Annotated in this window: 16 protein-coding genes; 14 read left to right on the top strand and 2 right to left on the bottom strand. The window is 68.4% G+C overall.

All coding sequences use genetic code 11. From position 1 onward, the window contains the following. Nucleotides 1-9 precede the first annotated feature (9 nt). The 7 genes from ACV22V_RS06540 (at nt 10) to ACV22V_RS06510 (ending at nt 11,749) form a co-directional block, all read left to right on the top strand. On the top strand, nt 10-3,147 hold the full coding sequence (locus tag ACV22V_RS06540) for a multidrug efflux RND transporter permease subunit (RefSeq protein WP_448013298.1): 3,138 nt from the start codon (nt 10-12) through the stop codon (nt 3,145-3,147). Beyond that, entirely contained in the window at nt 3,144-4,610 is a 1,467-nt protein-coding gene (locus tag ACV22V_RS06535; protein WP_448013297.1) for an efflux transporter outer membrane subunit, read from the top strand. Before ACV22V_RS06540 ends, ACV22V_RS06535 begins: the two co-directional genes overlap by 4 nt. A gap of 834 nt (nt 4,611-5,444) precedes the next feature. After that, entirely contained in the window at nt 5,445-5,957 is a 513-nt protein-coding gene (locus ACV22V_RS06530) for a fimbrial protein (protein WP_059524437.1), read from the top strand. A 122-nt stretch (nt 5,958-6,079) separates the two neighbouring features. Then, complete coding sequence (locus ACV22V_RS06525; RefSeq protein ID WP_448013318.1) at nt 6,080-8,533, top strand: fimbria/pilus outer membrane usher protein; 2,454 nt, start codon at nt 6,080-6,082, stop codon at nt 8,531-8,533. 16 nt (nt 8,534-8,549) lie between these two features. Beyond that, nucleotides 8,550-9,296: a fimbrial biogenesis chaperone gene (locus tag ACV22V_RS06520; RefSeq protein WP_448013296.1), complete on the top strand. Its 747-nt coding sequence runs from the start codon at nt 8,550-8,552 to the stop codon at nt 9,294-9,296. After that, the gene (locus tag ACV22V_RS06515; protein ID WP_059524434.1) at nt 9,293-10,324 is read left to right on the top strand and encodes a fimbrial protein; all 1,032 of its coding nucleotides are present in this window, start codon (nt 9,293-9,295) and stop codon (nt 10,322-10,324) included. The genes ACV22V_RS06520 and ACV22V_RS06515 overlap by 4 nt, the downstream gene beginning before the upstream one ends. A 48-nt stretch (nt 10,325-10,372) precedes the next feature. Continuing rightward, nucleotides 10,373-11,749, top strand: a complete 1,377-nt coding sequence (locus ACV22V_RS06510; protein ID WP_448013295.1) for a calcium-binding protein — start codon at nt 10,373-10,375, stop codon at nt 11,747-11,749. Between the two features lie 65 nt (nt 11,750-11,814). On the opposite strand, the gene ACV22V_RS06505 is transcribed toward ACV22V_RS06510, so the two are convergent. Then, nucleotides 11,815-11,937, bottom strand: coding sequence for an HHHH-motif protein (locus ACV22V_RS06505; protein ID WP_257127748.1), 123 nt, complete (start codon nt 11,935-11,937; stop codon nt 11,815-11,817). A 428-nt stretch (nt 11,938-12,365) separates the two neighbouring features. On the opposite strand from ACV22V_RS06505, the gene ACV22V_RS06500 reads away from it, so the two are divergent. From ACV22V_RS06500 to ACV22V_RS06470, 7 genes are all read left to right on the top strand, one after another. Beyond that, nucleotides 12,366-13,034, top strand: coding sequence for an RNA polymerase factor sigma-70 (locus ACV22V_RS06500; protein WP_448013294.1), 669 nt, complete (start codon nt 12,366-12,368; stop codon nt 13,032-13,034). Between the two features lie 94 nt (nt 13,035-13,128). Further along, nucleotides 13,129-13,371: an MbtH family protein gene (locus ACV22V_RS06495; protein WP_059510746.1), complete on the top strand. Its 243-nt coding sequence runs from the start codon at nt 13,129-13,131 to the stop codon at nt 13,369-13,371. Nucleotides 13,372-13,416: 45 nt separating this feature from the next. Continuing rightward, the gene (locus ACV22V_RS06490) at nt 13,417-14,436 is read left to right on the top strand and encodes a TauD/TfdA family dioxygenase (RefSeq protein WP_448013293.1); all 1,020 of its coding nucleotides are present in this window, start codon (nt 13,417-13,419) and stop codon (nt 14,434-14,436) included. Continuing rightward, a complete protein-coding gene (locus ACV22V_RS06485; protein ID WP_448013292.1) occupies nt 14,426-15,277 on the top strand; it encodes an ABC transporter ATP-binding protein in 852 nt (283 codons plus the stop codon). The genes ACV22V_RS06490 and ACV22V_RS06485 overlap by 11 nt, the downstream gene beginning before the upstream one ends. Continuing rightward, nucleotides 15,274-17,367 carry a Fe(3+)-hydroxamate ABC transporter permease FhuB gene (gene fhuB, locus ACV22V_RS06480; RefSeq protein WP_448013291.1) on the top strand — a complete coding sequence of 698 codons (2,094 nt, stop codon included), beginning with the start codon at nt 15,274-15,276 and terminating at the stop codon, nt 17,365-17,367. Before ACV22V_RS06485 ends, fhuB begins: the two co-directional genes overlap by 4 nt. Beyond that, nucleotides 17,364-18,164, top strand: coding sequence for a siderophore-iron reductase FhuF (gene fhuF / locus ACV22V_RS06475; RefSeq protein ID WP_448013290.1), 801 nt, complete (start codon nt 17,364-17,366; stop codon nt 18,162-18,164). Before fhuB ends, fhuF begins: the two co-directional genes overlap by 4 nt. Further along, a complete protein-coding gene (locus ACV22V_RS06470) occupies nt 18,164-19,204 on the top strand; it encodes an ABC transporter substrate-binding protein (RefSeq protein WP_448013289.1) in 1,041 nt (346 codons plus the stop codon). The genes fhuF and ACV22V_RS06470 overlap by 1 nt, the downstream gene beginning before the upstream one ends. Before the next feature lie 215 nt (nt 19,205-19,419). Here the strand turns inward: ACV22V_RS06470 and ACV22V_RS06465 are convergent, their stop codons facing one another. Then, nucleotides 19,420-21,165 (bottom strand): cyclic peptide export ABC transporter, encoded by a 1,746-nt coding sequence (locus tag ACV22V_RS06465; protein ID WP_059691735.1) that lies wholly within the window; start codon nt 21,163-21,165, stop codon nt 19,420-19,422. Between the last annotated feature and the right edge of the window lie 185 nt (nt 21,166-21,350).

The raw sequence follows: 21,350 nt of genomic DNA, 5'->3' as shown, positions 1-21,350 counted from the left end.
GAGACCAACATGGCACGTTTCTTCATCGATCGCCCCGTCTTCGCGTGGGTGATCGCACTCTTCATCATGCTCGGCGGCGCGTTCGCGATACGCGCGCTGCCCGTCGCGCAGTATCCGGACATCGCGCCGCCCGTCGTCAGCATTTATGCGACGTACCCGGGCGCGTCCGCGCAGGTCGTCGAGGAATCGGTGACCGCGCTGATCGAGCGCGAGATGAACGGCGCGCCGGGGCTGCTGTATACGTCCGCGACGAGCAGCGCCGGCGCGGCGTCGCTGTACCTGACGTTCAAGCAGGGCGTCAACGCCGATCTCGCGGCCGTCGAGGTGCAGAACCGGCTGAAGACGGTCGAGGCGCGGCTGCCCGAACCCGTGCGGCGCGACGGCATCCAGGTCGAGAAGGCCGCCGACAACATCCAGCTCGTCGTGTCGCTGACGTCGGACGACGGCCGGATGACCGACGTGCAGCTCGGCGAATACGCGTCGGCGAACGTCGTGCAGGCGCTGCGCCGCGTCGACGGCGTCGGCCGCGTGCAGTTCTGGGGCGCCGAATATGCGATGCGGATCTGGCCCGACCCGGTGAAGATGGCCGGGCACGGCCTCACCGCGTCGGATATCTCGTCGGCCGTGCGCGCGCACAACGCGCGCGTGACGATCGGCGACATCGGCCGCAGCGCGGTGCCGAACAGCGCGCCGATCGCCGCGACGGTGTTCGCCGACGCACCGCTGAAGACGCCGGCCGACTTCGGCGCGATCGCGCTGCGCACGCTGCCGGACGGCGCCGCGCTCTACCTGCGCGACGTCGCGCGCATCGAATTCGGCGGCAACGACTACAACTATCCGTCGTACGTGAACGGCAAGGTCGCGACCGGGATGGGCATCAAGCTCGCGCCTGGCTCGAACGCGGTAGCCACCGAGAAGCGCGTGCGCGCGACGATGGACGCGCTGTCCGCGTACTTCCCGCCGGGCGTGAAATACCAGATTCCGTACGAGACGTCGTCGTTCGTGCGCGTGTCGATGAACAAGGTCGTCACGACGCTGATCGAGGCCGGCGTGCTGGTGTTCCTCGTGATGTTCCTGTTCATGCAGAACCTGCGCGCGACGCTGATTCCGACGCTCGTCGTGCCGGTCGCGCTCGCGGGCACGTTCGGCGCGATGTATGCGGCCGGTTTCTCGATCAACGTGCTGACGATGTTCGGGATGGTGCTCGCGATCGGCATTCTCGTCGACGATGCGATCGTCGTCGTCGAGAACGTCGAGCGGCTGATGGTCGAGGAGGGGCTCGGGCCGTACGACGCGACCGTCAAGGCGATGACGCAGATCAGCGGCGCGATCGTCGGCATCACGGTCGTGCTGACGTCGGTGTTCGTGCCGATGGCGTTCTTCGGCGGCGCGGTGGGCAACATCTACCGGCAGTTCGCGCTCGCGCTCGCGGTATCGATCGGCTTCTCGGCGTTCCTCGCGCTGTCGCTGACGCCCGCGTTGTGCGCGACGCTGCTCAAGCCGGTGTCCGGCGACCATCACGAGAAGCGCGGCTTCTTCGGCGGGTTCAACCGCTTGGTCGCACGTGCGACGCAGCGTTATGCGGCACGCGTCGGCACGATGCTGAAGAAGCCGGTGCGCTGGCTCGTCGTGTACGGCGCGTTGACGGCGGCCGCCGCGCTGATGCTCACGCAATTGCCGACCGCGTTCCTGCCCGACGAGGACCAGGGCAACTTCATGGTGATGGTGATCCGGCCGCAGGGCACGCCGCTCGCGGAAACCATGCAGAGCGTGCGCGAGGTCGAGTCGTATGTTCGCCACAACGAGCCGGCCGCGTACACGTTCGCGCTCGGCGGCTTCAACCTGTACGGCGAAGGGCCGAACGGCGGGATGATCTTCGTCACGCTGAAGAACTGGAAGGAACGCAAGGCCGGGCGCGATCACGTGCAGGCGATCGTCGCGCGCATCAACGAGCGCTTCGCGGGTGCGGCGAACACCACGGTGTTCGCGATGAACTCGCCGGCGCTGCCCGATCTCGGGTCGACGAGCGGCTTCGACTTCCGGCTGCAGAATCGCAGCGGGCTCGACTACGCGACGTTCAGTGCCGCGCGCGAGCAACTGCTCGCGGCGGGCGGCAAGGATCCGGCGCTCGCGGACCTGATGTTCGCCGGCACACAGGACGCGCCGCAGCTCAAACTCGACATCGATCGCGCGAAGGCATCGGCGCTCGGCGTGTCGATGGAAGAGATCAACACGACGCTCGCGGTGATGTTCGGCTCCGACTACATCGGCGACTTCATGCACGGCACGCAGGTGCGCCGCGTGATCGTGCAGGCCGACGGGCTGCACCGGCTCGATCCGGACGACGTGAAGAAGCTGCGCGTGCGCAACGCGCGCGGCGAGATGGTGCCGCTCGCGGCGTTCGCGACGCTGCACTGGACGCTCGGGCCGCCGCAGCTCACGCGCTACAACGGCTATCCGTCGTTCACGATCAACGGCTCGGCCGCGCCGGGGCACAGCAGCGGCGAGGCGATGGCCGCGATCGAGCGGCTCGCCGCGCAGCTTCCCGCCGGCATCGGCCACGCGTGGTCGGGGCAGTCGTTCGAGGAGCGGCTGTCGGGCACGCAGGCGCCGATGCTGTTCGCGCTGTCGGTGCTCGTCGTGTTCCTCGCGCTCGCGGCGCTGTACGAAAGCTGGTCGATCCCGTTCGCGGTGATGCTGGTCGTGCCGCTCGGCGTGATCGGCGCGGTGCTCGGCGTCACGCTGCGCGCGATGCCGAACGACATCTATTTCAAGGTGGGACTGATCGCGACGATCGGGTTGTCCGCGAAGAACGCGATCCTGATCGTCGAAGTCGCGAAGGATCTGGTCGCGCAGCGCATGTCGCTCGTCGACGCCGCGCTCGAGGCCGCGCGCCTGCGGCTGCGGCCGATCGTGATGACGTCGCTCGCGTTCGGCGTCGGCGTGCTGCCGCTCGCGTTCGCATCGGGCGCCGCGTCCGGCGCGCAGATGGCGATCGGCACCGGCGTGCTCGGCGGCGTGATCACGGCGACGGTGCTCGCGGTGTTTCTCGTCCCGCTGTTTTTCGTGAGCGTCGGTCGCCTGTTCGACGTCGGCCCGCGCCGGCGCGGCGGATCGCAACCGGCGACGATGGAGGGTTCGCAATGACGTTTTACCTGAAGGCGTGCGCGACGCCGCGGGCTCGGGTCGCGCTGGCCGCGGCACTCGCGTTCGCGCTTGCCGGCTGCTCGCTCGCGCCGCGCTACGAGCGGCCGGCGGCGCCGGTGCCGGCCAGCTACACGCCGGTCGATGGCGACACGCCGCAGGCGGTCGAGGCGGCTGCGTCCGCCGATGCCGCGCTGCTCGACGACTGGCGCGCATATTTCACCGATCCTGCGCTGCAGGCGTGGATCGACGCGGCGCTCGCGAACAACCGCGACCTGCGGATCGCGGCCGGCCGGCTCGACGAAGCGCGCGCGCTGTACGGCGTGCAGCGCGCGGACCTGATGCCGTCGGTCGACGCGAACCTCGGCTACGAACGCACGCGCCAGTACGACCCGGTCGTGCGCGAGAGCGCGGTGAGCGGGCTGTATCGTGCGGGCGTGGGCGTCAGCGCGTACGAGCTCGACCTGTTTGGCCGCGTGCGCAACCTGTCCGACGCGGCGCTCGCCGAGTATTTCGCGACGGCCGACGCGCAGCGCACGGTGCGTATCGGCGTGATTGCCGAAGTCGCCGGCGCGTATGTTTCCGAACGGTCGTTGCGCGAGCAACTGGCGTTGGCGCAGCGTACGCTCGACGCGCGCGAGCGCATCGCCGCGCTCACGCAGCGCCGCTACGCGGCCGGCACGAGCGACGCGATCGAGTTGCGCTCGGCCGAGATGCTGGTCGCGTCCGCGCGTGCGTCGCAGGCCGCGCTGCAGCGCGAACACGCGCAGTCGGTGCGCGCGCTGCAATTGCTCGCCGGCGATTTTGCACGCACCGTGCCGGCCGACGGCACCGCGTTCGACTCGCTCGCGATCGCGCCGGTGGCGCCCGGCGCGCCGAGCGCGCTGCTCGAACGGCGGCCGGACATCCGGCAGGCCGAGTCGCGGCTCAAGGCTGCGAACGCGCAGATCGGCGCCGCGCGCGCGGCGTTCTTCCCGCGCATCGCGCTGACGACCGATTACGGTTCGGTCAGCGATGCGTTCTCGAGCCTGTTCGCGGGCGGCACGAGCGTGTGGACGTTCGCGCCGCGCATCACGCTGCCGATCTTCGCGGGCGGCCGCAATCGCGCGAATCTCGACGTCGCGAACGCACGCAAGCACATCGCGGTCGCCGAATACGAGAAGACCGTGCAGACCGCATTCCGCGAAGTGGCCGACGCGTTCGCCGCGCGCGACTGGATCGATCGCCAGCTCGCCGCGCAGCAGGACGTCTACGCGGCCGACGGCGCGCGGCTGAAGCTCGCCGAGCGCCGCTATGCGGGCGGCGTCGCGACGTATCTCGAACTGCTCGACGCGCAGCGCAGCACGTACGAGTCGGGTCAGGAGCTGATCCGGCTCAAGGAGCGCAGGCTCGCGAATGCGATCGCGTTGTATCGCGCATTGGGCGGCGGATGGGCGCCGGCATCTGCCGGGGCGGCTGCCGTGTGATGCTCCGGCCGGGCCGGGCGGCGATGGCGCATCGCGAGATGCCGTCGCCCCCGGTTGGCATCGCCTTTGTCGGGGTACCGGCAGAGATCGCCGACGCGTGACATCCGCGCTTCGTCTTCCACGCTTTTCTCCTGGCTGTCGAGCCGAGGGCCCGCCTTCGACTCGACACGCATCCCGGCCCGAGCATGCCGGACTTCCTTCTTTCCGATCCCGACCAATCCGCTGAAACGTCGTCCGCGCATCGTCGCAAACGGGCGCCGAATGTCGTGGCGGCGCACGGCACGACACGCGGCTTTTAATCCGGGATTGACGATTCGATTAATTCACGTATTGCGAATAATGCGGGGTGGCAAAGTGTCGCGGTAAAACGTTTGTACGAATTGCGCAATCGTTTGCGCGAAAATTGCAGCTGACGAAAATCGCTCGTTAATTTCCTGTCAGTTGAAAATCGACGATTGCTATCGTTGCGGTCGAACAACGATGGCGGGATTGGACAGAATTTTGTCTTTCACGGTTGGTGATATTGGAAAGCCTTGCCCGGAAAGGCGGAGTGGGGTGTCGGCATTCGAGAAAAAGAAATGCCGTTAATTTTCAGTAGGTTCCGGAAAATTAAAAAGGACTTCAGACGAAAATATCGGAATTGTGAATTTCAGGGAAAGAGTGCGTTTGAAGATGGGTGAATTGAAGATTGTCATGGGCGATTTGACAATCATTTACAGAATTCTTTCATTCCTATCTCGATAATGCCGCCTCGTGACGGACGGGAGCCAACCACACGCTGCCTTTTGTATCCGCCACGTCGTCATTCCCTTTGCAATTCACACGGAAAACGTCATGAAAAAATCCCTCCTGACCGCTGTCGCACTCGCAGCCCTGTCCACCTCGGCCTTCGCAGAGGGCACCGGCACGATCAACTTCACGGGCGAGATCGTCGCGGGCGCATGCGGCATCGATTCGGGTTCGGTCAACCAGACCGTGAACCTCGGCAAGGTGCCGACCCACACGTTCAAGCAGGCCGGCGACAAGTCCACGCCGACCAACTTCGACATCAAGCTGACCGACTGCGACACGAGCATCGCGCAGAACGCGTACTTCACGTTCACGGGCACGTCGAGCGCGGGCCAGCCGAAGCTGCTCGCCACGATCGGCTCGGCAACCAACGTCGGCATCCGCCTGCAGTCTGCGTCGGGTGAATACCTCGACAACGGCGCGGAGCAAAAGGCGCCGACCGTGCTGCAGAACGGCACGAACGTCGCACGCTTCGCGGCGATGTACGAAGCGACGGCAGCCGGCGTCACGCCGGGTACCGCCGACGGCGTCGCGAACTTCACGGTTCGCTACCAGTAAGCGTCCGTACCGGAGAAGGGGTGCGCGCACCCTTTCTCCGTCCTCGTTTCCTTCCCGCTTCCTTTTCCTCGGACTTCCGGTAGCGCCGCGTGCGAATCAGACATTCCTTCCTTTGCGTCTCCGTGCTGGTGGTCGGCAGCCAGAGCCATGCGACGGAATTCAATTCGTCGTTCCTCGACATCGACGGCACGAACAACGTCGACCTGTCGCAGTTCTCCCAGGCCGACTTCACGCTGCCGGGCGAATACATGCTCGACGTGCAGGTCAACGACCTGTTCTACGGGTTGCAGGCGATCCAGTTCATCGCGCTCGATGCGTCCGGCGCCGGCAAGCCGTGCCTGCCGCCGGAACTCGTCGCGCAGTTCGGACTGAAGCCGTCGCTCGCGAAGGACCTGCCGCGCTTCCAGGGCGGCCGTTGCGTCGATCTCGGCGCGATCGAGGGGGCAACCGTGCGCTACCTGAAGAGCGACGGACGCCTCAAGATCACGATTCCGCAGGCCGCGCTCGAGTTCACCGACTCGACCTATCTGCCGCCGGAGCGCTGGTCCGAGGGGATTCCGGGCGCGATGCTCGACTATCGCGTGATCGCGAACACGAACCGCAGCTTCGGTGCGGGCGGCGCGCAGACGAATTCGATCCAGGCCTACGGCACGATCGGCGCGAACTGGGATGCGTGGCGTTTTCGCGGCGACTACCAGGCGCAGTCGAACGTGGGCAACACGGCGTACGCGGACCGCACGTTCCGCTTCAGCCGGCTTTACGCATTTCGCGCGCTGCCGTCGATCCAGTCGACGGTGACGTTCGGCGACGACTACCTGAGCTCGGACATTTTCGACACGTTCGCGCTGACCGGCGCGTCGATCCGCAGCGACGACCGCATGCTGCCGCCTTCGCTGCGCGGCTATGCGCCGCTGATCTCGGGTGTCGCGCGCACCAATGCGACCGTGACCGTGTCGCAGGCGGGGCGCGTGCTGTACGTGACGCGCGTGTCGCCGGGCGCGTTCGCGCTGCAGAACATCAACACGAGCGTGCAGGGCACGCTCGACGTCGCGGTCGAGGAAGAGGACGGCAGCGTGCAGCGCTTCCAGGTGACGACCGCCGCCGTGCCGTTCCTCGCGCGCACCGGACAACTGCGCTACAAGGCCGCCGTCGGCAAGCCGCGGCAGTTCGGCGGCGCAGGCATCACGCCGTTTTTCGGCTTCGGCGAAATCGCGTACGGCCTGCCGCTCGACGTCACGGTGTACGGCGGCTTCATCGCGGCATCGGGCTATACGTCGATCGCGCTCGGCGTCGGCCGCGATTTCGGCACGTTCGGTGCGGTATCGGCCGACGTCACGCACGCGCGCGCGCGGCTGTGGTGGAACGGCGCGACGCGCAACGGCAACTCGTACCGCATCAACTATTCGAAGCACTTCGACGGGCTCGACGCGGACGTGCGCTTCTTCGGCTATCGCTTTTCCGAGCGCGAGTACACCAACTTCGCGCAGTTCTCCGGCGACCCGACCGCGTATGGCCTCGCCAACAGCAAGCAGCGCTACTCGGCGACGATGTCGAAGCGCTTCGGCGACACGTCGACCTATTTCTCGTACGACCAGACGACCTACTGGGCGCGCTCGTCCGAGCAGCGCGTGGGCCTCACGCTGACGCGCGCGTTCTCGATCGGCGCGCTGCGCAACCTGAACGTCAGCGTGTCGGCGTTCCGCACGCAGAGCGCGGGCGCGAGCGGCAATCAGTTTTCGGTGACGGCGACGCTGCCGATCGGCGGCCGCCACACCGTCACGTCGAACCTGACGACGGGCAGCGGCAGCACGAGCGTGAACGCGGGTTACATCTACGACGATCCGGACGGTCGCACCTACCAGGTCAACGCAGGCGCGACCGACGGCCGCGCGGCGGCGAACGCGAGCTTCCGCCAGCGCACGTCGACGTATCAGCTGACCGCGCAGGCGTCGACGCTCGCCAACGCGTATGCGGCCGCGTCGCTCGAAGTCGACGGCTCGTTCGTCGCGACCCAATATGGCGTGTCCGCGCACGCGAACGGCAACGCCGGCGATACGCGCCTCCTGGTCTCGACCGACGGCGTGCCCGACGTGCCGCTGTCCGGCACGCTCACGCATACCGACTCGCGCGGCTATGCGGTGCTCGACGGGATCTCGCCGTACAACGTGTACGACGCGACCGTCAACGTCGAGAAGCTTCCGCTCGAAGTGCAGGTGTCGAACCCGATCCAGCGCATGGTGCTGACCGACGGCGCGATCGGCTTCGCGAAGTTCAACGTCGCGCGCGGCAGCAACCTGTACCTGACGCTGACCGACACGGCCGGCAAGCCGCTGCCGTTCGGCGCGTCGGTGCAGGACGCGGCGAACGGCAAGGAGCTCGGCATCGTCGGCGAGGGCGGTGCGGCGTTCCTGACGCAGGTTCAGCCGAAATCCGCGCTCGCGGTGCGCGCGGGCGAGCGCACGCTGTGCACGGTGGACGCACTGCCCAATCAGCTTCAACTCGAAGGCACGCCGATTCCGGTGACGTGCCAGACGCCCGGCGAGTCGCATGCAGCGGCCGCACGGGCCGAACGATGATTTCACGGATCCAGCGATGAACCCAGCTTTCTCTCTTTCCTTCCTGCGACGCGCGTCGTGCATGCTGGCCGCGGCCGGCGCGCTGGCGGCCGGTGTCGCGCACGCGGCGATCGTGCCGGACCGCACACGCGTGATCTTCAACGAAGGCGAACAGGCCGCGATCGTCACCATCACGAACAAGAGCACGACGTATCCGTATCTCGTGCAGTCGTGGCTGGAGGACGCGAAGGGCAACAAGATCACGTCGCCGCTGATGGTCGTGCCGCCGCTGCAGCGCGTCGAGGCGAACGAGCGCAACGTGCTGCGGATCGCCAGGCTGCCGGGCACCGAGCTGCCAGCTGATCGCGAATCGGTCTTCTACCTGAACATCCGCGAAGTGCCGCCGAAGTCCGATACGCCGAACACGCTGCAGATCGCGCTGCATACGCAGATGAAGCTGTTCTACCGGCCGAAGGCCGTGCAGCCGGCGCGCGACGAGGACTGGACACTGCCGATGACGCTGCGCGTCGACGCGGGGGCGCACCGGCTCGTGTTCGACAACCCGACGCCGTACCACGTGACGGTGATCGAGGTGACGGCGGGCGCGCAGAAGACGCCGGTGCCGATCGAGCCGGTGATGGTGAGCCCGATGAGCACGGCCGACGTGCCGTTCAAGGCGGCGACGCCGTCGACGCTGTTCGTCACGCACATCGACGATTACGGCGGCCAGGTGGCGGTCGAGTATGCGTGCGACGCGGGTGCGTGCAAGAGCGTGAAGAAATGAGCGGCATGCGACGAAACAGGATCGAGTCGAGAATGCGGGCGTGGCTCAGGTGGTGTGTGATCGGGCTGTTCTTTGCGTTGGCGCAGCCGGCGTGGGCTGTGCGCTGCATCGCAAACAACGGCGGTGTGTCGCTGACGGAAGCGATCGGCAATGTTGCGTCGTATCCGACCGATGCACCGGATGGGTACGTGATCTGGGTGTCGCCGCCGCGCACGACGACGGGATACTGCTACAAGGATCTCGGCGGCAGGGAGAAGACGTACGGTGAATGGATCTATTTCTATGCGAACCCTGAAAAGCAGACCCCGGCTGCGTGGGGTCTCGAAATCGGCATTCGCTATCTTGGTGAAGATTACTTCGGCCGCAGCAGTCAGCCCGGCGATGGCGTACAGACGAAAACCTATGTGGAGGAATGCAAGCTGAGCGACGCGGAGGTCAAGGCAGGGCGTTGCGAAAAGTTTCCGCTGAGCATCACCTATCAGATCGTGGTGCGCAAGCGCGGCAACTGGTCGCAGCCGCCATCCGACATCTATGCGGTGTTCCAGTTCGACGGCAGGGGCGGTCTGAACTACATCAATCCGAGCTTTCGCTACAAGCTGAGCGGCCTGCAGAAACTGAAACCGACGCCTTGTCTCGTCGATGTGAAGGTCACGCCTGAACCCGGCATCGTGAAGTTCGGCCAGGTTCAGGCCACGGGCAACGGCTTCTTGCCAGCGGTGCCGCGCAAGTCGTTCAGTCTCGCGCTGACCAAGCAATGCAACGTGGCGGTGCGCGTGGACGGCTACTTCGAGACATCGCAGACGGTGCAGAACGGGCTGCTCGTGCCGGACCCGAAGAGCAATTTCGGCATCGGCATCGAGGACAGAAACGGCAAGGCGATTGCGTTCAACCAACAGTTCGTGCTCGCCCAGATGCCGGGAAGTGTGAACTACCAGAGCGTGACGCTTGATGCCGTTCTGAAGGCGTTCGGACCGCCGAAGATCGGTCCGTTCAACGGCACGGCGACGATCCGGTTGTTTATCTACTGACGCACGCGAGCGCGGCCCGAGCGGATATATGCCGTGCAAGGCAGGCCGATGGCCGAGCGTCTTTTTTCGGGGGAGATGAAAATGCATCTGAAGGGCACCATGGCGGCGACGCTATTCGTTGCTTCGACGGTGGGCGCGGCTCACGCACAGACGATATCGGCGGGTGGTTATTCGCTGACCGTGATCGGCGACCTGGGCGGGCCGCGCGACATGCGGTACGACGGCAATGCCGTCAGCGCGGACGGCAAGACGATCATCGGTTCCTACTGGAGCGAAGCGCAGCCCGGTAACTCGATGGCCTTCTCGTGGTCGGCCGCGACGGGCTGGCAGCGGCTGGCCGCGCCGGCGAACGCCTATGACTCGATGGCACAAACGGTGTCGGCCGACGGGCAGGTGATCGGCGGATCGATCAGCGCGCGCCAGACGGAAAGCAGCAATCTCGATCGATGGGCGGTGCGATGGCCCGGTGACGGTCGCACGCAGAAACTCGTTCCGGATACGGCGGGCCAGGGCGCATCGGTCGAAGTCGCGAACCTCGGCGGCACGAGGATGGCGGGCCGCTTTACGACGACAGACGGCCGGAATGCACGGTTCATGTGGGACCAGCCGAGGGGTTTCCGCGAGTTGCTGCCGGGCGGCGACTATATCGTGCATCTCCTGTCGATGACCTCGTCAGGGAATGCGGCAGCCGGGTTCGCCGGCAATGTCGACGGCGTGTATGGCTCGCGTGCGTTCCTTTGGACAGAACGAATCGGTGAACGACTATTGCCGACGATCAACGCGGGCGTGGCGAGAATGGATCAGGCCCGTGGCGTGACCGAAGACGAACGGACGATCGCCGGCGCGCTTGGCACCCTGGTGGTCACGCCGGATGGACAACGGGTCGACTCGGAGGCGGTGCTATGGACGAACGGCGGCGACAGCATCCAGCGGCTCGGTTTTCTCGACGGTGACGACAGCAGCTACGCGTTATCGATCAGTACGGACGGGCGGGTCGTCATCGGCGCATCGAGCAACCGGCAGACCGGTATCGAGCGCGTCTTCGTGTGGACGCCGCAAAGCGGCATGCGTAGCCTCGTTGCGTTGCTCGAAGCGGCCGGCCTGTCGGTCGGCACGCTGAACTTGGCCAACGTGATCGGCGTGAGCCCCGACGGGCAGACTATCACTGGGCAGGGCGATCGCGACGGCGATCCCGACTCTAGGCCGCAGTTCTGGCAAGTGCACATCGATGCGGCGACCCTGCGCGCGTTACAGCCGGCGAGCCCGGGCGCCGACGCATTGCGGGTGCGGGCTTCACCGCGGAAGGCGGCGTCACGCGTGCTGATGGCGAAGCCGAACGCAGCGATGCAGCGAGGCGCCTGCCGCATGCCCGTCAGCCCGGCGCAGCTCGCGCGATGCCTGCCGCGGTTGCAGGCCGCACGCTAGCGAGCGTGGTCGCACGCAGGTGAAGCGATGAAACAAGGCGCCGGTTTTCCGGCGCCTTGTTTCGTTTACCGCACCCAGCGGCACACCCTGTGATGGTGATGATCGAAGTGACACACGCGGTGCGGATGCGCTTCGGCGATGGCCGGCACGAGCACGGCGGCGGTGAGCGATTTCAGTAGCGTTTTCATGTTGCAGTCCTGATCGTTGAAAAGTGAATCACGGGAAGAGGGAACGCGTTACCACTGCGGCCGCTGATCGTCGCGTCCGTCGTCCCGATGGTCGTCTTATCCGCGGGGATGCTGCGCTTCCCAGTCACGGCGCTCCCAGTAGCGATTGCCGTCCCAGTAACGATCGCCATGCCAGCCGATCGGGACCTGCAGGCGCTTTGTCAGACGCGTGAAAGATCGTGTCGATGGGTCGCAGGTCGGTCGCGCCGTTCGGATGGGCCAATCACCACGTACCGAACCAGCCGCCGTGCGTCCCCTCCACCCGGGCAACGATTCCGCCAATTGATCAGACAAATCCCGATAACTGGAAGGGACATTCGGTAATCGGATTGAGAATGATTTGCGTTTACGTTAAATTGCGCTATCTCGGAATTGGACGGAGCAGATCGATGGCTATGGCGGAAGTGCTCGAACGACCGGCAGCGGCAACGGCGAACCCGTTCCTCGGCAGTTATCCGGACCGGCCGTCGCACCCCGCGCCGCGTGCGCGCCGCACCGCCGAGCCGCATGCGCAGGGCGCGCTGCTCGACGTGCTGATTTCCCATCGCGCGATGCTCGTCAACGTCGCGCGCGGCTTCGTCGGTTGTGCGAGCCGCGCCGAGGACGTCGTGCACGACGTGTTCGTGAAGCTCGTCGAATTCCCGAACCAGGACGCGGTGCGCCAGCCGGTCGCGTACGTGACGCGGATGGTGCGCAACGCATCGATCGACGCATGCCGCCGGCAAAGCCTCGAGAACGTCTACCACACGGAAGAGGACGACGGCTTCGACGTGCCGTCGCCGGAACCGACGCCCGAAGCCGCGCTGATGACGCGCGACACGCTGCGCCGCGTGTGGGCCGCGCTCGACGACCTGCCGGCGCGCAGCCGCGCGGCGTTCGAGATGGTGCGGCTGCGCGAGGAGACGCTGCAGACCGCGGCGCGCGCGCTGAACGTGTCGCAAACGCTCGTGCATTTCATGGTGCGCGACGCGGAGCGGCACTGCGCGGAATGCCTCGACGCGTGCCATCGCGGCGACGCGTGCCCGGCATTCCTCGGCGGCCGCGCGCGGCGTCGGTAAAAAAACGCGCCGGCCAATCGTCTTCAAGACAGGAGCGGCCGATCCGACGATTCGCCGCTTCGCCTCCCTCAACCGCCTCCCGCTTTTTTCGATCATGACGCAAGCCACGACGCCTTCCGCCGACACCGACGACCTCGTCTACACGGTCGTCATCAACGACGAAGAACAGTATTCGATCTGGCCGACGTTCCGGCCCGTGCCGGCCGGCTGGCGCGAGGTCGGCGTGCGCGGCCCCAAGGCCGACTGCCTCGCGCACATCGAGACCGTCTGGACCGACATGCGCCCCGCGAGCCTGCGCCGCGCGATGGACGGCGATCGCGCGACGCGCGCGTCGTGACCCGCTGCGCCGCGTGCGCGGCGCGCCACCTGAAGAGGACGTTGCATGACCTTGCTTTCGTTGCCGACGCTCGACGACCTGCATATCGAGCCGGGGCTGCCCACCGTCGTGTCGCCGCGCGGCGCCGACGGCATGTCGATCGACGAGATCGCGCCGCTCGCGCATGCGATCGCGGCCGACACGCTCGAACGGGCGGGCGGTGTGCTGTTCACGGGCTTTCACGTGCCGTCGATCGATGCGTTCCAGCAGTTCGCGGCGTTGTTCGGCGATCCGCTGATCGGCTACGAATACGCGTCGACGCCGCGCAGACAGGTCGAAGGCGCCGTCTACACGTCGACCGAATACCCGCCGCATCGCGCGATTCCGCTGCACAACGAGCAGTCGTACACGCGCGAGTGGCCACTGCGGATCTGGTTCCATTGCGCGCTCGCGGCGCCGACGGGCGGTGCGACGCCGATCGCGGACAGCCGCGCCGTCTATCGCGCGCTCGATCCGGCGCTGGTCGCGCGCTTCGAGCAGCGCGAGCTGCTGTACGTGCGCAATTTCGGCCAGGGGCTCGACCTGCCTTGGCAGCAGTCGTTCGGCACGGACGAGCCGGCCGAGGTCGAGCGGATGTGCGCGGCGCGCGGAATCGAATGCGCATGGCGCACCGATGACGACGGCGAACTGCTGTTGCGCACGCGCGAACGCTGCCAGGCCGTCGCGCGCCATCCGCGCACCGGCGATCGCGTGTGGTTCAACCAGGCGAACCTGTTTCACCTGTCCGCGCTCGACGACGACATGCAGGAAGCGCTCGTCGACGCTGTCGGGCTCGAGAACGTGCCGCGCAACGTGTATTACGGCGACGGCGCACCGCTCGAGGCCGACGCGCTCGCGGAAATCCGCGACGTGCTCGATCGCCGGCGCATCGTGTTCCCGTGGCGGACGGGCGACGTGCTGATGCTCGACAACATGCTGACCGCGCACGCACGCGACCCGTTCGACGGGCCGCGCAAGGTGGTCGTCGCGATGGCGCAAAGTTACACGGTCCCGCGCGCGGCCGAACGGAGGACCGATGACGCGTAGTCCCGCCGCGCTCGCCGCGCGCGGATTGACGGTGGGTTATCGCGACCATGTCGTGATCGACGGGCTGGACCTGTCGATCGCGGCCGGCCGCGTGACGGCGCTGTGCGGCCCGAACGGCTGCGGCAAGAGCACGCTGCTGCGCACGCTCGCGGGCCTGCAGCCCGCGCGTGCGGGCCACATCGACGTGAACGGCAGGCCGCTCGCGTCGTTTCGCCGTCGCGCGCTCGCGCGCGAGCTGACGATGCTCGCGCAGTTCAACCAGATTCCGTCGGGGCTGACCGTGCGCGAGCTGGTCGCGTACGGCCGCTACGCGTATGGCGGTTTCCTGCGCGGGCTGTCGCGCGTCGACCATGCGGCGATCGACGAGGCGCTCGTCACGAGCGGCCTCGCCCGCGACGCCGAGCGTGACGTCGGCGCGCTGTCGGGCGGCGAGCGGCAACGCGCGTGGATCGCGATGGCGCTCGCGCAGCAGGCGCCGATCGTGCTGCTCGACGAGCCGACGACCTATCTCGACATCCATCACCAGCTCGACATCCTCGACGCGCTGCGCGCGCTGAACCACGCGCGCGGGCTGACGATCGTGTGGGTCCTGCACGACCTCAACCAGGCGGCCGCGTACAGCGACGACATCGTGCTGATGCGTGCCGGCCGCCTCGTCGCGCAGGGCTCGCCCGACGCGATGCTGGAACCGGCGCGGCTACGCGCGGCGTTCGGCGTCGACATGCTGAAGCTCGCGCATCCGCAAACGGGCGCGCCGATGTGCGTGCCGGCCTACGGGCCGCCGGCATCCGGCACGGCGGGCGCGTTCGATCGCGCCGTTCAACGGGATATCGCCGTATGACGACGTTCGCGATGCGCAAGCGGCTCGCGGCGAGCGGGCAGCGCGCGGCATCCGGCCGCCGTGCCGGCGTGCTCGCGTTCGGCCTCGTCGCGTTGATCGCGGCGCTGGCCGTGCTGCGCGTTGCACCGGACCTGCGCGTGTGGTGGAACGCGGTGCCGGGCAGCGACGCCGCCGCGCTCGCGGGCGTGTTCCTGTTCGACCTCAACCTGCCGCGTGTCGCGGCCGCGCTCGTCGCGGGCGGCTGCCTCGGCATCGCGGGCGCGCTGTTCCAGTCGCTCACGCGCAACCCGCTCGCGTCGCCCGACCTGCTCGGCGTGACGGGCGGCGCCCAGCTCGGCCTGCTCGCGGCGATGCTGGTGCCGGCGCTCGCCGGTGTCGCGTCGGTGCCGCTGCTATTCGTGTGCGGGCTGATCGCCGCCGCGTGCGCGATCGTCGCGGCGGGCGGCTGGCGCGCGACGCCGCTGCGGCTCGTGCTCGCGGGCAGCGTCTGCATGCTGCTGTTCGCGGCGCTGTCGACGCTCGTGCTCGCGTTTTTCGAGCAGAACATCGCGGGCGCGGCGCTGTGGACCAACGGCAGTCTCTATCAACCCGGCGCGACCGGGCTCGCGCTCGCCATGCGCTGGCTCGTCGTGCCGCTGCTGGCGCTGCCGTTCGTGATCCGGCCGCTGAATCCGCTCGCGCTCGGCGACGAGGCGGCGGCCGCGGCCGGCGTGCGCGTCGACGCGGCGCGGCTCGCCGCGACGATCGTCGCGGTCGCGTTCACGAGCGTGGCCGTCAGCATCGCCGGCCCGCTGTCGTATGTCGGGCTCGTCGCGCCGAACCTGCTGCGCCAGGTGCGCGGCGCACGCGCGGCCCGGCTCGGCGTGCTGGTGCCGCTGTCGGCGCTCGCGGGCGGCGCGCTCGTGCTCGTCACCGACAGCGCGGTGCTCGCGTCGGGCCTCGACGCGACGCTGTCGACCGGCGTCGCGATCGCGCTCGTCGGCACACCGCTGATGCTCGCGATGATCCGGCGCGGCGCCGCATGGTCGGGCGTGCTGCACGCACAGGCCGAACGCGCGGCCGGCAGCGGGTCGACGCGGATGGTCGCCTGGCTCGAGCGGCTCGGCTGGCCGCTGCGCACCGCGCTGTTCGTCGCGGCCGGCGGGGTCGTCGTGTGCGTCGGCGTGTCGGCCGGTCCCGAATGGCTGTCGCCGGCACGCTGGTCCGCCGCGCTGGCGGGTCACGATGCCGTCGCGCGGATGCTGATCGACCTGCGCCTGCCGCGGCTGCTGTGCGCGCTTCTCGCGGGTGCGTTGCTGGCCGCGAGCGGGGTCGCGATGCAGAGCGTCGTGCGCAACCCGCTCGCCGGGCCCGAAGTGCTCGGCGTCACGCAGGGCGCGGGGCTCGTCACGCTGTTCGCGCTGTCGACGTGGCCGCTGATGGGGCACGTGACGCTCGCCGTGGCCGCGTTGACCGGCGGTGCGCTGTCGCTCGCGATTACGCTCGTGCTGAATCACCGGCATCGTTACGCACCGCTCGCGGTCGCGCTGACCGGCATCGTGATCGGCGCGTTGTGGACCACGCTCGCGCAATGGCTGATCACGCAGGAAAGCGTGCAGCCCGCGCGCTTCGTCGTGTGGCTCGTCGGCGGCACCTATGGCCGCGGGTGGGGCGAGGTGTCGATGCTGCTGCCGTGGTGCGTGCTCGCCGTCCCCGTATTCGCATGGCTCGCGCGGCCGCTCGACATGCTCGCGCTCGGCGACGACCAGGCGGCCGCGCTCGGCCTGCCGGTCACCGCGTTGCGGCCGCTCGCGCTGACGGTCGCGACGCTCGCCGCGTGCGCGGCCGTCGCGGCGGTCGGGCCGGTCGGCTTCATCGGGCTGATGGCGCCGCACGTCGCGACGATGCTCGGCGCGCGCCGGCACCGCACGCGGCTGTGGCTTGCGGCCGCATGCGGCGCGTTGATCCTCGGGTGCGCCGACCTGGCCGCCCGCATGGTCGTCGCGCCGCGCGAAGTGCCCGCCGGCGTGCTGACCGCGCTGATCGGCGCGCCGTATCTGCTCGGGCTGCTGATCCTCGAGGGGCGCCGCGCCCGGCGCGCGGGGCGATGACGCCGGCGCTCGACGGCGCACGCGCCACGTGCTTTTCCGCGTTCGCGCCCGAACCGTTCGCGGAGCATCTCGACGCGGCGTGGCTCGGGATGCCCGACGACGCGCATGCGCCGGGCCGGATCGTCGTGCCCGTCGGCGCGCTGCCCGATCATCGCGATGCGCTGCTCGACGCGATGGTCCGTCACTACGGCGGCGATCCGGCGCAGCACGCGCGCGCGCTGATGTCGCAATGGAGCAAGTACTACTTCGGCCGCGCGGCGCCTGCCGGCGTGGTCGCCGCGCTGACGCTGGGCCGGCCGCTCGACATGGCGCCGGAGCGCACGTTCGTCGCGCTCGACGACGGGATGCCGGCCGCGATGTATTTCGCGCCGGACGCGCTCGGCGCGCCGTGCGTCGCGCCCGCGCCGCGCTACGCGGGGCTCGTCGCGCATCTCGGCGCGGTGATCGATCTGCTCGCGGCGATGGGCCGCGTCACGCCGCGCGTGCTGTGGAGCAACGCGGGCAACCTGCTCGACTATCTGCTCGACACGTACCGTTCGCTGCCATGCGCGGCCGATCCCGCTCGCGATGCCGACTGGCTGTTCGGCGCATCCTGCGTCGACGGCGAGCCGAATCCGCTGCGCCTGCCGGTGCGCGACGCCGTGCCGCGCTCGCCGCTGCTGCCGACGCCGTTTCGCGCGCGCCGCGTGTGCTGCCTGCGCTATGAAATTCCTGGAGAAACGCAACTGTGTGGAAGCTGCCCGCTGCTATTGACGATGGACGACGCGGCGCTGGCCGAGCAGGACGCGATCCGGTGATGCCGGCGCCGCATGCCGGCCGTCGCCATGCGCTCGGCGCACTGGCCGCGCTCGGCGCCGCATGCTGCGGCGCGCTGGCCGCGCCGGCCGCCGCGGTCGCGAACGACGCGCGCGGCGGGCAGGGCGGCATGTCTTCTCAACCGGGCCGCTCGCTCGCCGGCAACCCCGTCGTATCGCAGGCGAGCGCGACGATGCCCGTGCGGCCGCAACGCGTGGTCGCGCTCGACTTCATGTTCGCCGAAAGCGTGATCGCGCTCGACATCGTGCCGGTCGGCATGGCCGATACCGCGTTCTATCCGGGTTGGCTCGGCTACGAGAGCGACCGGCTCGCGCACGTGACCGACATCGGCTCGCGTCAGGAGCCGGGGCTCGAGGCGATCGCCGCGGTGAAGCCCGACCTCATCATCGGCGTCGGCTTCCGGCATGCGCCGATCTTTGCCGCGCTCGACCGGATCGCGCCGACGATCCTGTTCCAGTTCAGCCCGAACGTGTCGGAAGACGGCGTGCCCGTCACGCAGCTCGACTGGATGCGCCAGATCTTCCGGACGATCGGCACCGTGACCGGGCGTGATGCGCGCGCGAAGGCGGTCGAAGCACAACTCGACGCGGGGATCGCGCGCAACGCATCGCGGCTCAGGGCGGCGGGACGCGGCGGCGAACGCATCGCACTGCTGCAGGATCTCGGGTTGCCCGATCGCTACTGGGCGTATACCGGCAACAGCACGTCGGCTGGCCTCGCGCGCGCGCTCGGGCTCGACCCGTGGCCGAAGAAGCCGACGCGGGAAGGCACGCTTTACGTGACGTCCGCCGATCTGCTCCGGCAACGCGATCTCGCCGTGCTGTTCGTCACCGCGACGGGGATGGACGTGCCGCTGTCGTCGAAACTCGATTCGCCGGTGTGGCGTTTCGTGCCTGCGCTGCGTGAACGCAGGATCGCGCTCGTCGAACGGAACATCTGGGGGTTCGGCGGCCCGATGTCGGCGCTGAAGCTGGCCGACGTGATGACCGATACGCTGCTGAAGCTGCCGGCCGTGCGCTGAACGCGCGGCTTGTCGCTCGCGGGCAGGGCAGCGCGTGAACGAAAGTCGCGCAGGCATTCGCTTGTCGCGGCATCCCGACGGCGGCACGCATAGTCCAGTACACCGAACGATAATTCCTTTCGCCTTTTCCGCTTTCTTTCGATCCGCCGAGCCGAGCACCAGCCGCCTGCGCGCGCGGCAATTGCGGCACGCAGGAAGCCGGTGCTCACGCATGCTTACGCGCTGAGCGCATCGGCGCCATCCCGTGCGCGCGACCGCGCGGGCGTCGTGTCGCTGACGATCTGTCCGTTGTCGAGCTTCAGCAGGCGGTCGGCGAGATCGAAATAGCGATCGTCGTGCGTGATCACGATCACGGCCTTGCCGCGCGCGCGCAGTTCGGGCAGCAGCTGCTCGTAGAACACCGCCTTGAACGACGGATCCTGGTCCGCCGCCCATTCGTCGAACAGGTAGAACGGCCGGTCTTCCAGATACGCGACGACGAGCGCGAGCCGCTTGCGCTGCCCGGTCGACAGCGCGCGGTTCGAGAACGCGCCGTCGACGACCTTCACCTTGTGATCGAGCGCGAGCTTCGCGACCAGCGCGTTCGCGCGCGCATCGGCCTGCGCACGCGCCGGATCGTCGGGATCGACGATGCCGAGCAGTGCATCGAACAGGTGGAAGTCGTTGAACACCGCGCTGAAGCGCTGCCGGTACGCGGCGCGCTCGCGCCAGCCGATCGTCCGGCCGTCGACCTCGATCGCGCCTTCCTCCGGCTCGTAGAGCCCCGTCAGGACCTTCGCGAGCGTCGTCTTGCCGCTGCCGTTGCCGCCGACGATGAACACGAGCTCGCCCGGCCGGATCGTCAGGTCGATCGGCCCGATCCGGAACATCCGCTCGTCGCGTTCGTGGAAATACGCGTGCGTGACGCCGCGCAGCGTGACGGCGCCGGCCGGCGGCACGTCGGGGGCGTCGCTGGCGGGCGGCACCGTGCGCAGCGCGCCGAATTCGGCCATCACGCCCTCGATGCGCCCGAGCGACACGCGCGCCGCATTGACGGTCGGCAGGTTGTTCAGCAGCCCGTCGAGCGGCACCAGCATGAACAGGAACACGACGACGTAGCCGGCCGCCGTGCCCGCATCGGCATGCACGCCGAGCTGCGGCCAGAACGCGGCTGCGCCGAGGAACACGTAGAACAGGAAGATGATCCAGCCGACGCCGACCGCATACGCGCTGAACGCGCGGCGGCGATGGTCGCGCACCTCGCCGATCGCCGCGCCGAGCTGGCCGTCGACGAACTGGCGCGCGCGCGCGTCGTGCAGTTTCAGTTCCTTCGCGCCGGAGAACAGCGAGCCGAGATAGCCGAACAGGCGATCCTGCGCCTGGCCGGCCGCCTCGAGCGACGCGATCGCGCGACGGTCGCCGGTGTGATAGCCGAGCGAGCCCGCGACGATCGCGGTCAGCGCGAGCAGGCACACGGGCCACGACAGCCACGCGAGATAGCCGAGGCAGCCGAACACGATCGAGCCGTGCATCACCAGGTTCGGCAGCGCGAAGAACAGCATCGACACGTTGGTCGCGTCGTCGGTCAGCACCGACTGCACGGGCGCCGCGCCGATCCGCTCGATGTCGCGCAGCTCGGCCGCGCCGACGCGCCGCGCGAGATGCACGCGCAGCCGCGCCATCGTGTCCTGCGACAGCCGGGCGAACAGCGTGCCCGACACGATGCGCGTGACGAGCGCGATCACCGCACACAGCGCGAAGCGCCACGCGAGCGACGCGTCGGCCGCGCCGGGCGTCGCGAGCGCGCGGTTCAGCGTCGCGACGAGCAGCACGCTCGCGACGCCGTTGAGCACGCAGGCGACGAGCGCCAGCGCGAGCGACGCGCGGCTTTCGCGCAGCAGCGCGAGGATCAGGCGGGCCGCGGGGCGGCCGGGGGAGGCGTCGAGGGACGGCGGGGAAGCGGGCTCGTGGGCGGCGGTCATCGGCAACGTCGGTAAATGAAGGGCAGGCAAATATGCGGAAACGGCAGGATTGATGCGAAGGAGCGCACCGGACGGGCCCGGTCGCGGCTTTCCTCCCTGATAGACGAACGGGCCGCGCAAATATTTAGCGGTGCCTTCAAAAAATGCATCCGTTCTGGCTTTGCGCGCAAAACGGTAAAAAATCG

The sequence above is a fragment of the Burkholderia sp. AW33-5 genome (assembly GCF_053427615.1).
This window is presented reverse-complemented; position numbering and strand designations above follow the sequence as displayed.

Bases quoted from the DNA above. Each gene is read 5' to 3' on its own strand.
- ACV22V_RS06540 (WP_448013298.1), top strand. From the start codon at position 10: ATGGCACGTTTCTTCATCGATCGCCCCGTCTTCGCGTGGGTGATCGCA.
- ACV22V_RS06535 (WP_448013297.1), top strand. From the start codon at position 3,144: ATGACGTTTTACCTGAAGGCGTGCGCGACGCCGCGGGCTCGGGTCGCG.
- ACV22V_RS06530 (WP_059524437.1), top strand. From the start codon at position 5,445: ATGAAAAAATCCCTCCTGACCGCTGTCGCACTCGCAGCCCTGTCCACC.
- ACV22V_RS06520 (WP_448013296.1), top strand. From the start codon at position 8,550: ATGAACCCAGCTTTCTCTCTTTCCTTCCTGCGACGCGCGTCGTGCATG.
- ACV22V_RS06515 (WP_059524434.1), top strand. From the start codon at position 9,293: ATGAGCGGCATGCGACGAAACAGGATCGAGTCGAGAATGCGGGCGTGG.
- ACV22V_RS06510 (WP_448013295.1), top strand. From the start codon at position 10,373: ATGGCCGAGCGTCTTTTTTCGGGGGAGATGAAAATGCATCTGAAGGGC.
- ACV22V_RS06505 (WP_257127748.1), bottom strand. From the start codon at position 11,937: ATGAAAACGCTACTGAAATCGCTCACCGCCGCCGTGCTCGTGCCGGCC.
- ACV22V_RS06500 (WP_448013294.1), top strand. From the start codon at position 12,366: ATGGCTATGGCGGAAGTGCTCGAACGACCGGCAGCGGCAACGGCGAAC.
- ACV22V_RS06495 (WP_059510746.1), top strand. From the start codon at position 13,129: ATGACGCAAGCCACGACGCCTTCCGCCGACACCGACGACCTCGTCTAC.
- ACV22V_RS06490 (WP_448013293.1), top strand. From the start codon at position 13,417: ATGACCTTGCTTTCGTTGCCGACGCTCGACGACCTGCATATCGAGCCG.
- ACV22V_RS06485 (WP_448013292.1), top strand. From the start codon at position 14,426: ATGACGCGTAGTCCCGCCGCGCTCGCCGCGCGCGGATTGACGGTGGGT.
- fhuB (WP_448013291.1), top strand. From the start codon at position 15,274: ATGACGACGTTCGCGATGCGCAAGCGGCTCGCGGCGAGCGGGCAGCGC.
- fhuF (WP_448013290.1), top strand. From the start codon at position 17,364: ATGACGCCGGCGCTCGACGGCGCACGCGCCACGTGCTTTTCCGCGTTC.
- ACV22V_RS06470 (WP_448013289.1), top strand. From the start codon at position 18,164: ATGCCGGCGCCGCATGCCGGCCGTCGCCATGCGCTCGGCGCACTGGCC.
- ACV22V_RS06465 (WP_059691735.1), bottom strand. From the start codon at position 21,165: ATGACCGCCGCCCACGAGCCCGCTTCCCCGCCGTCCCTCGACGCCTCC.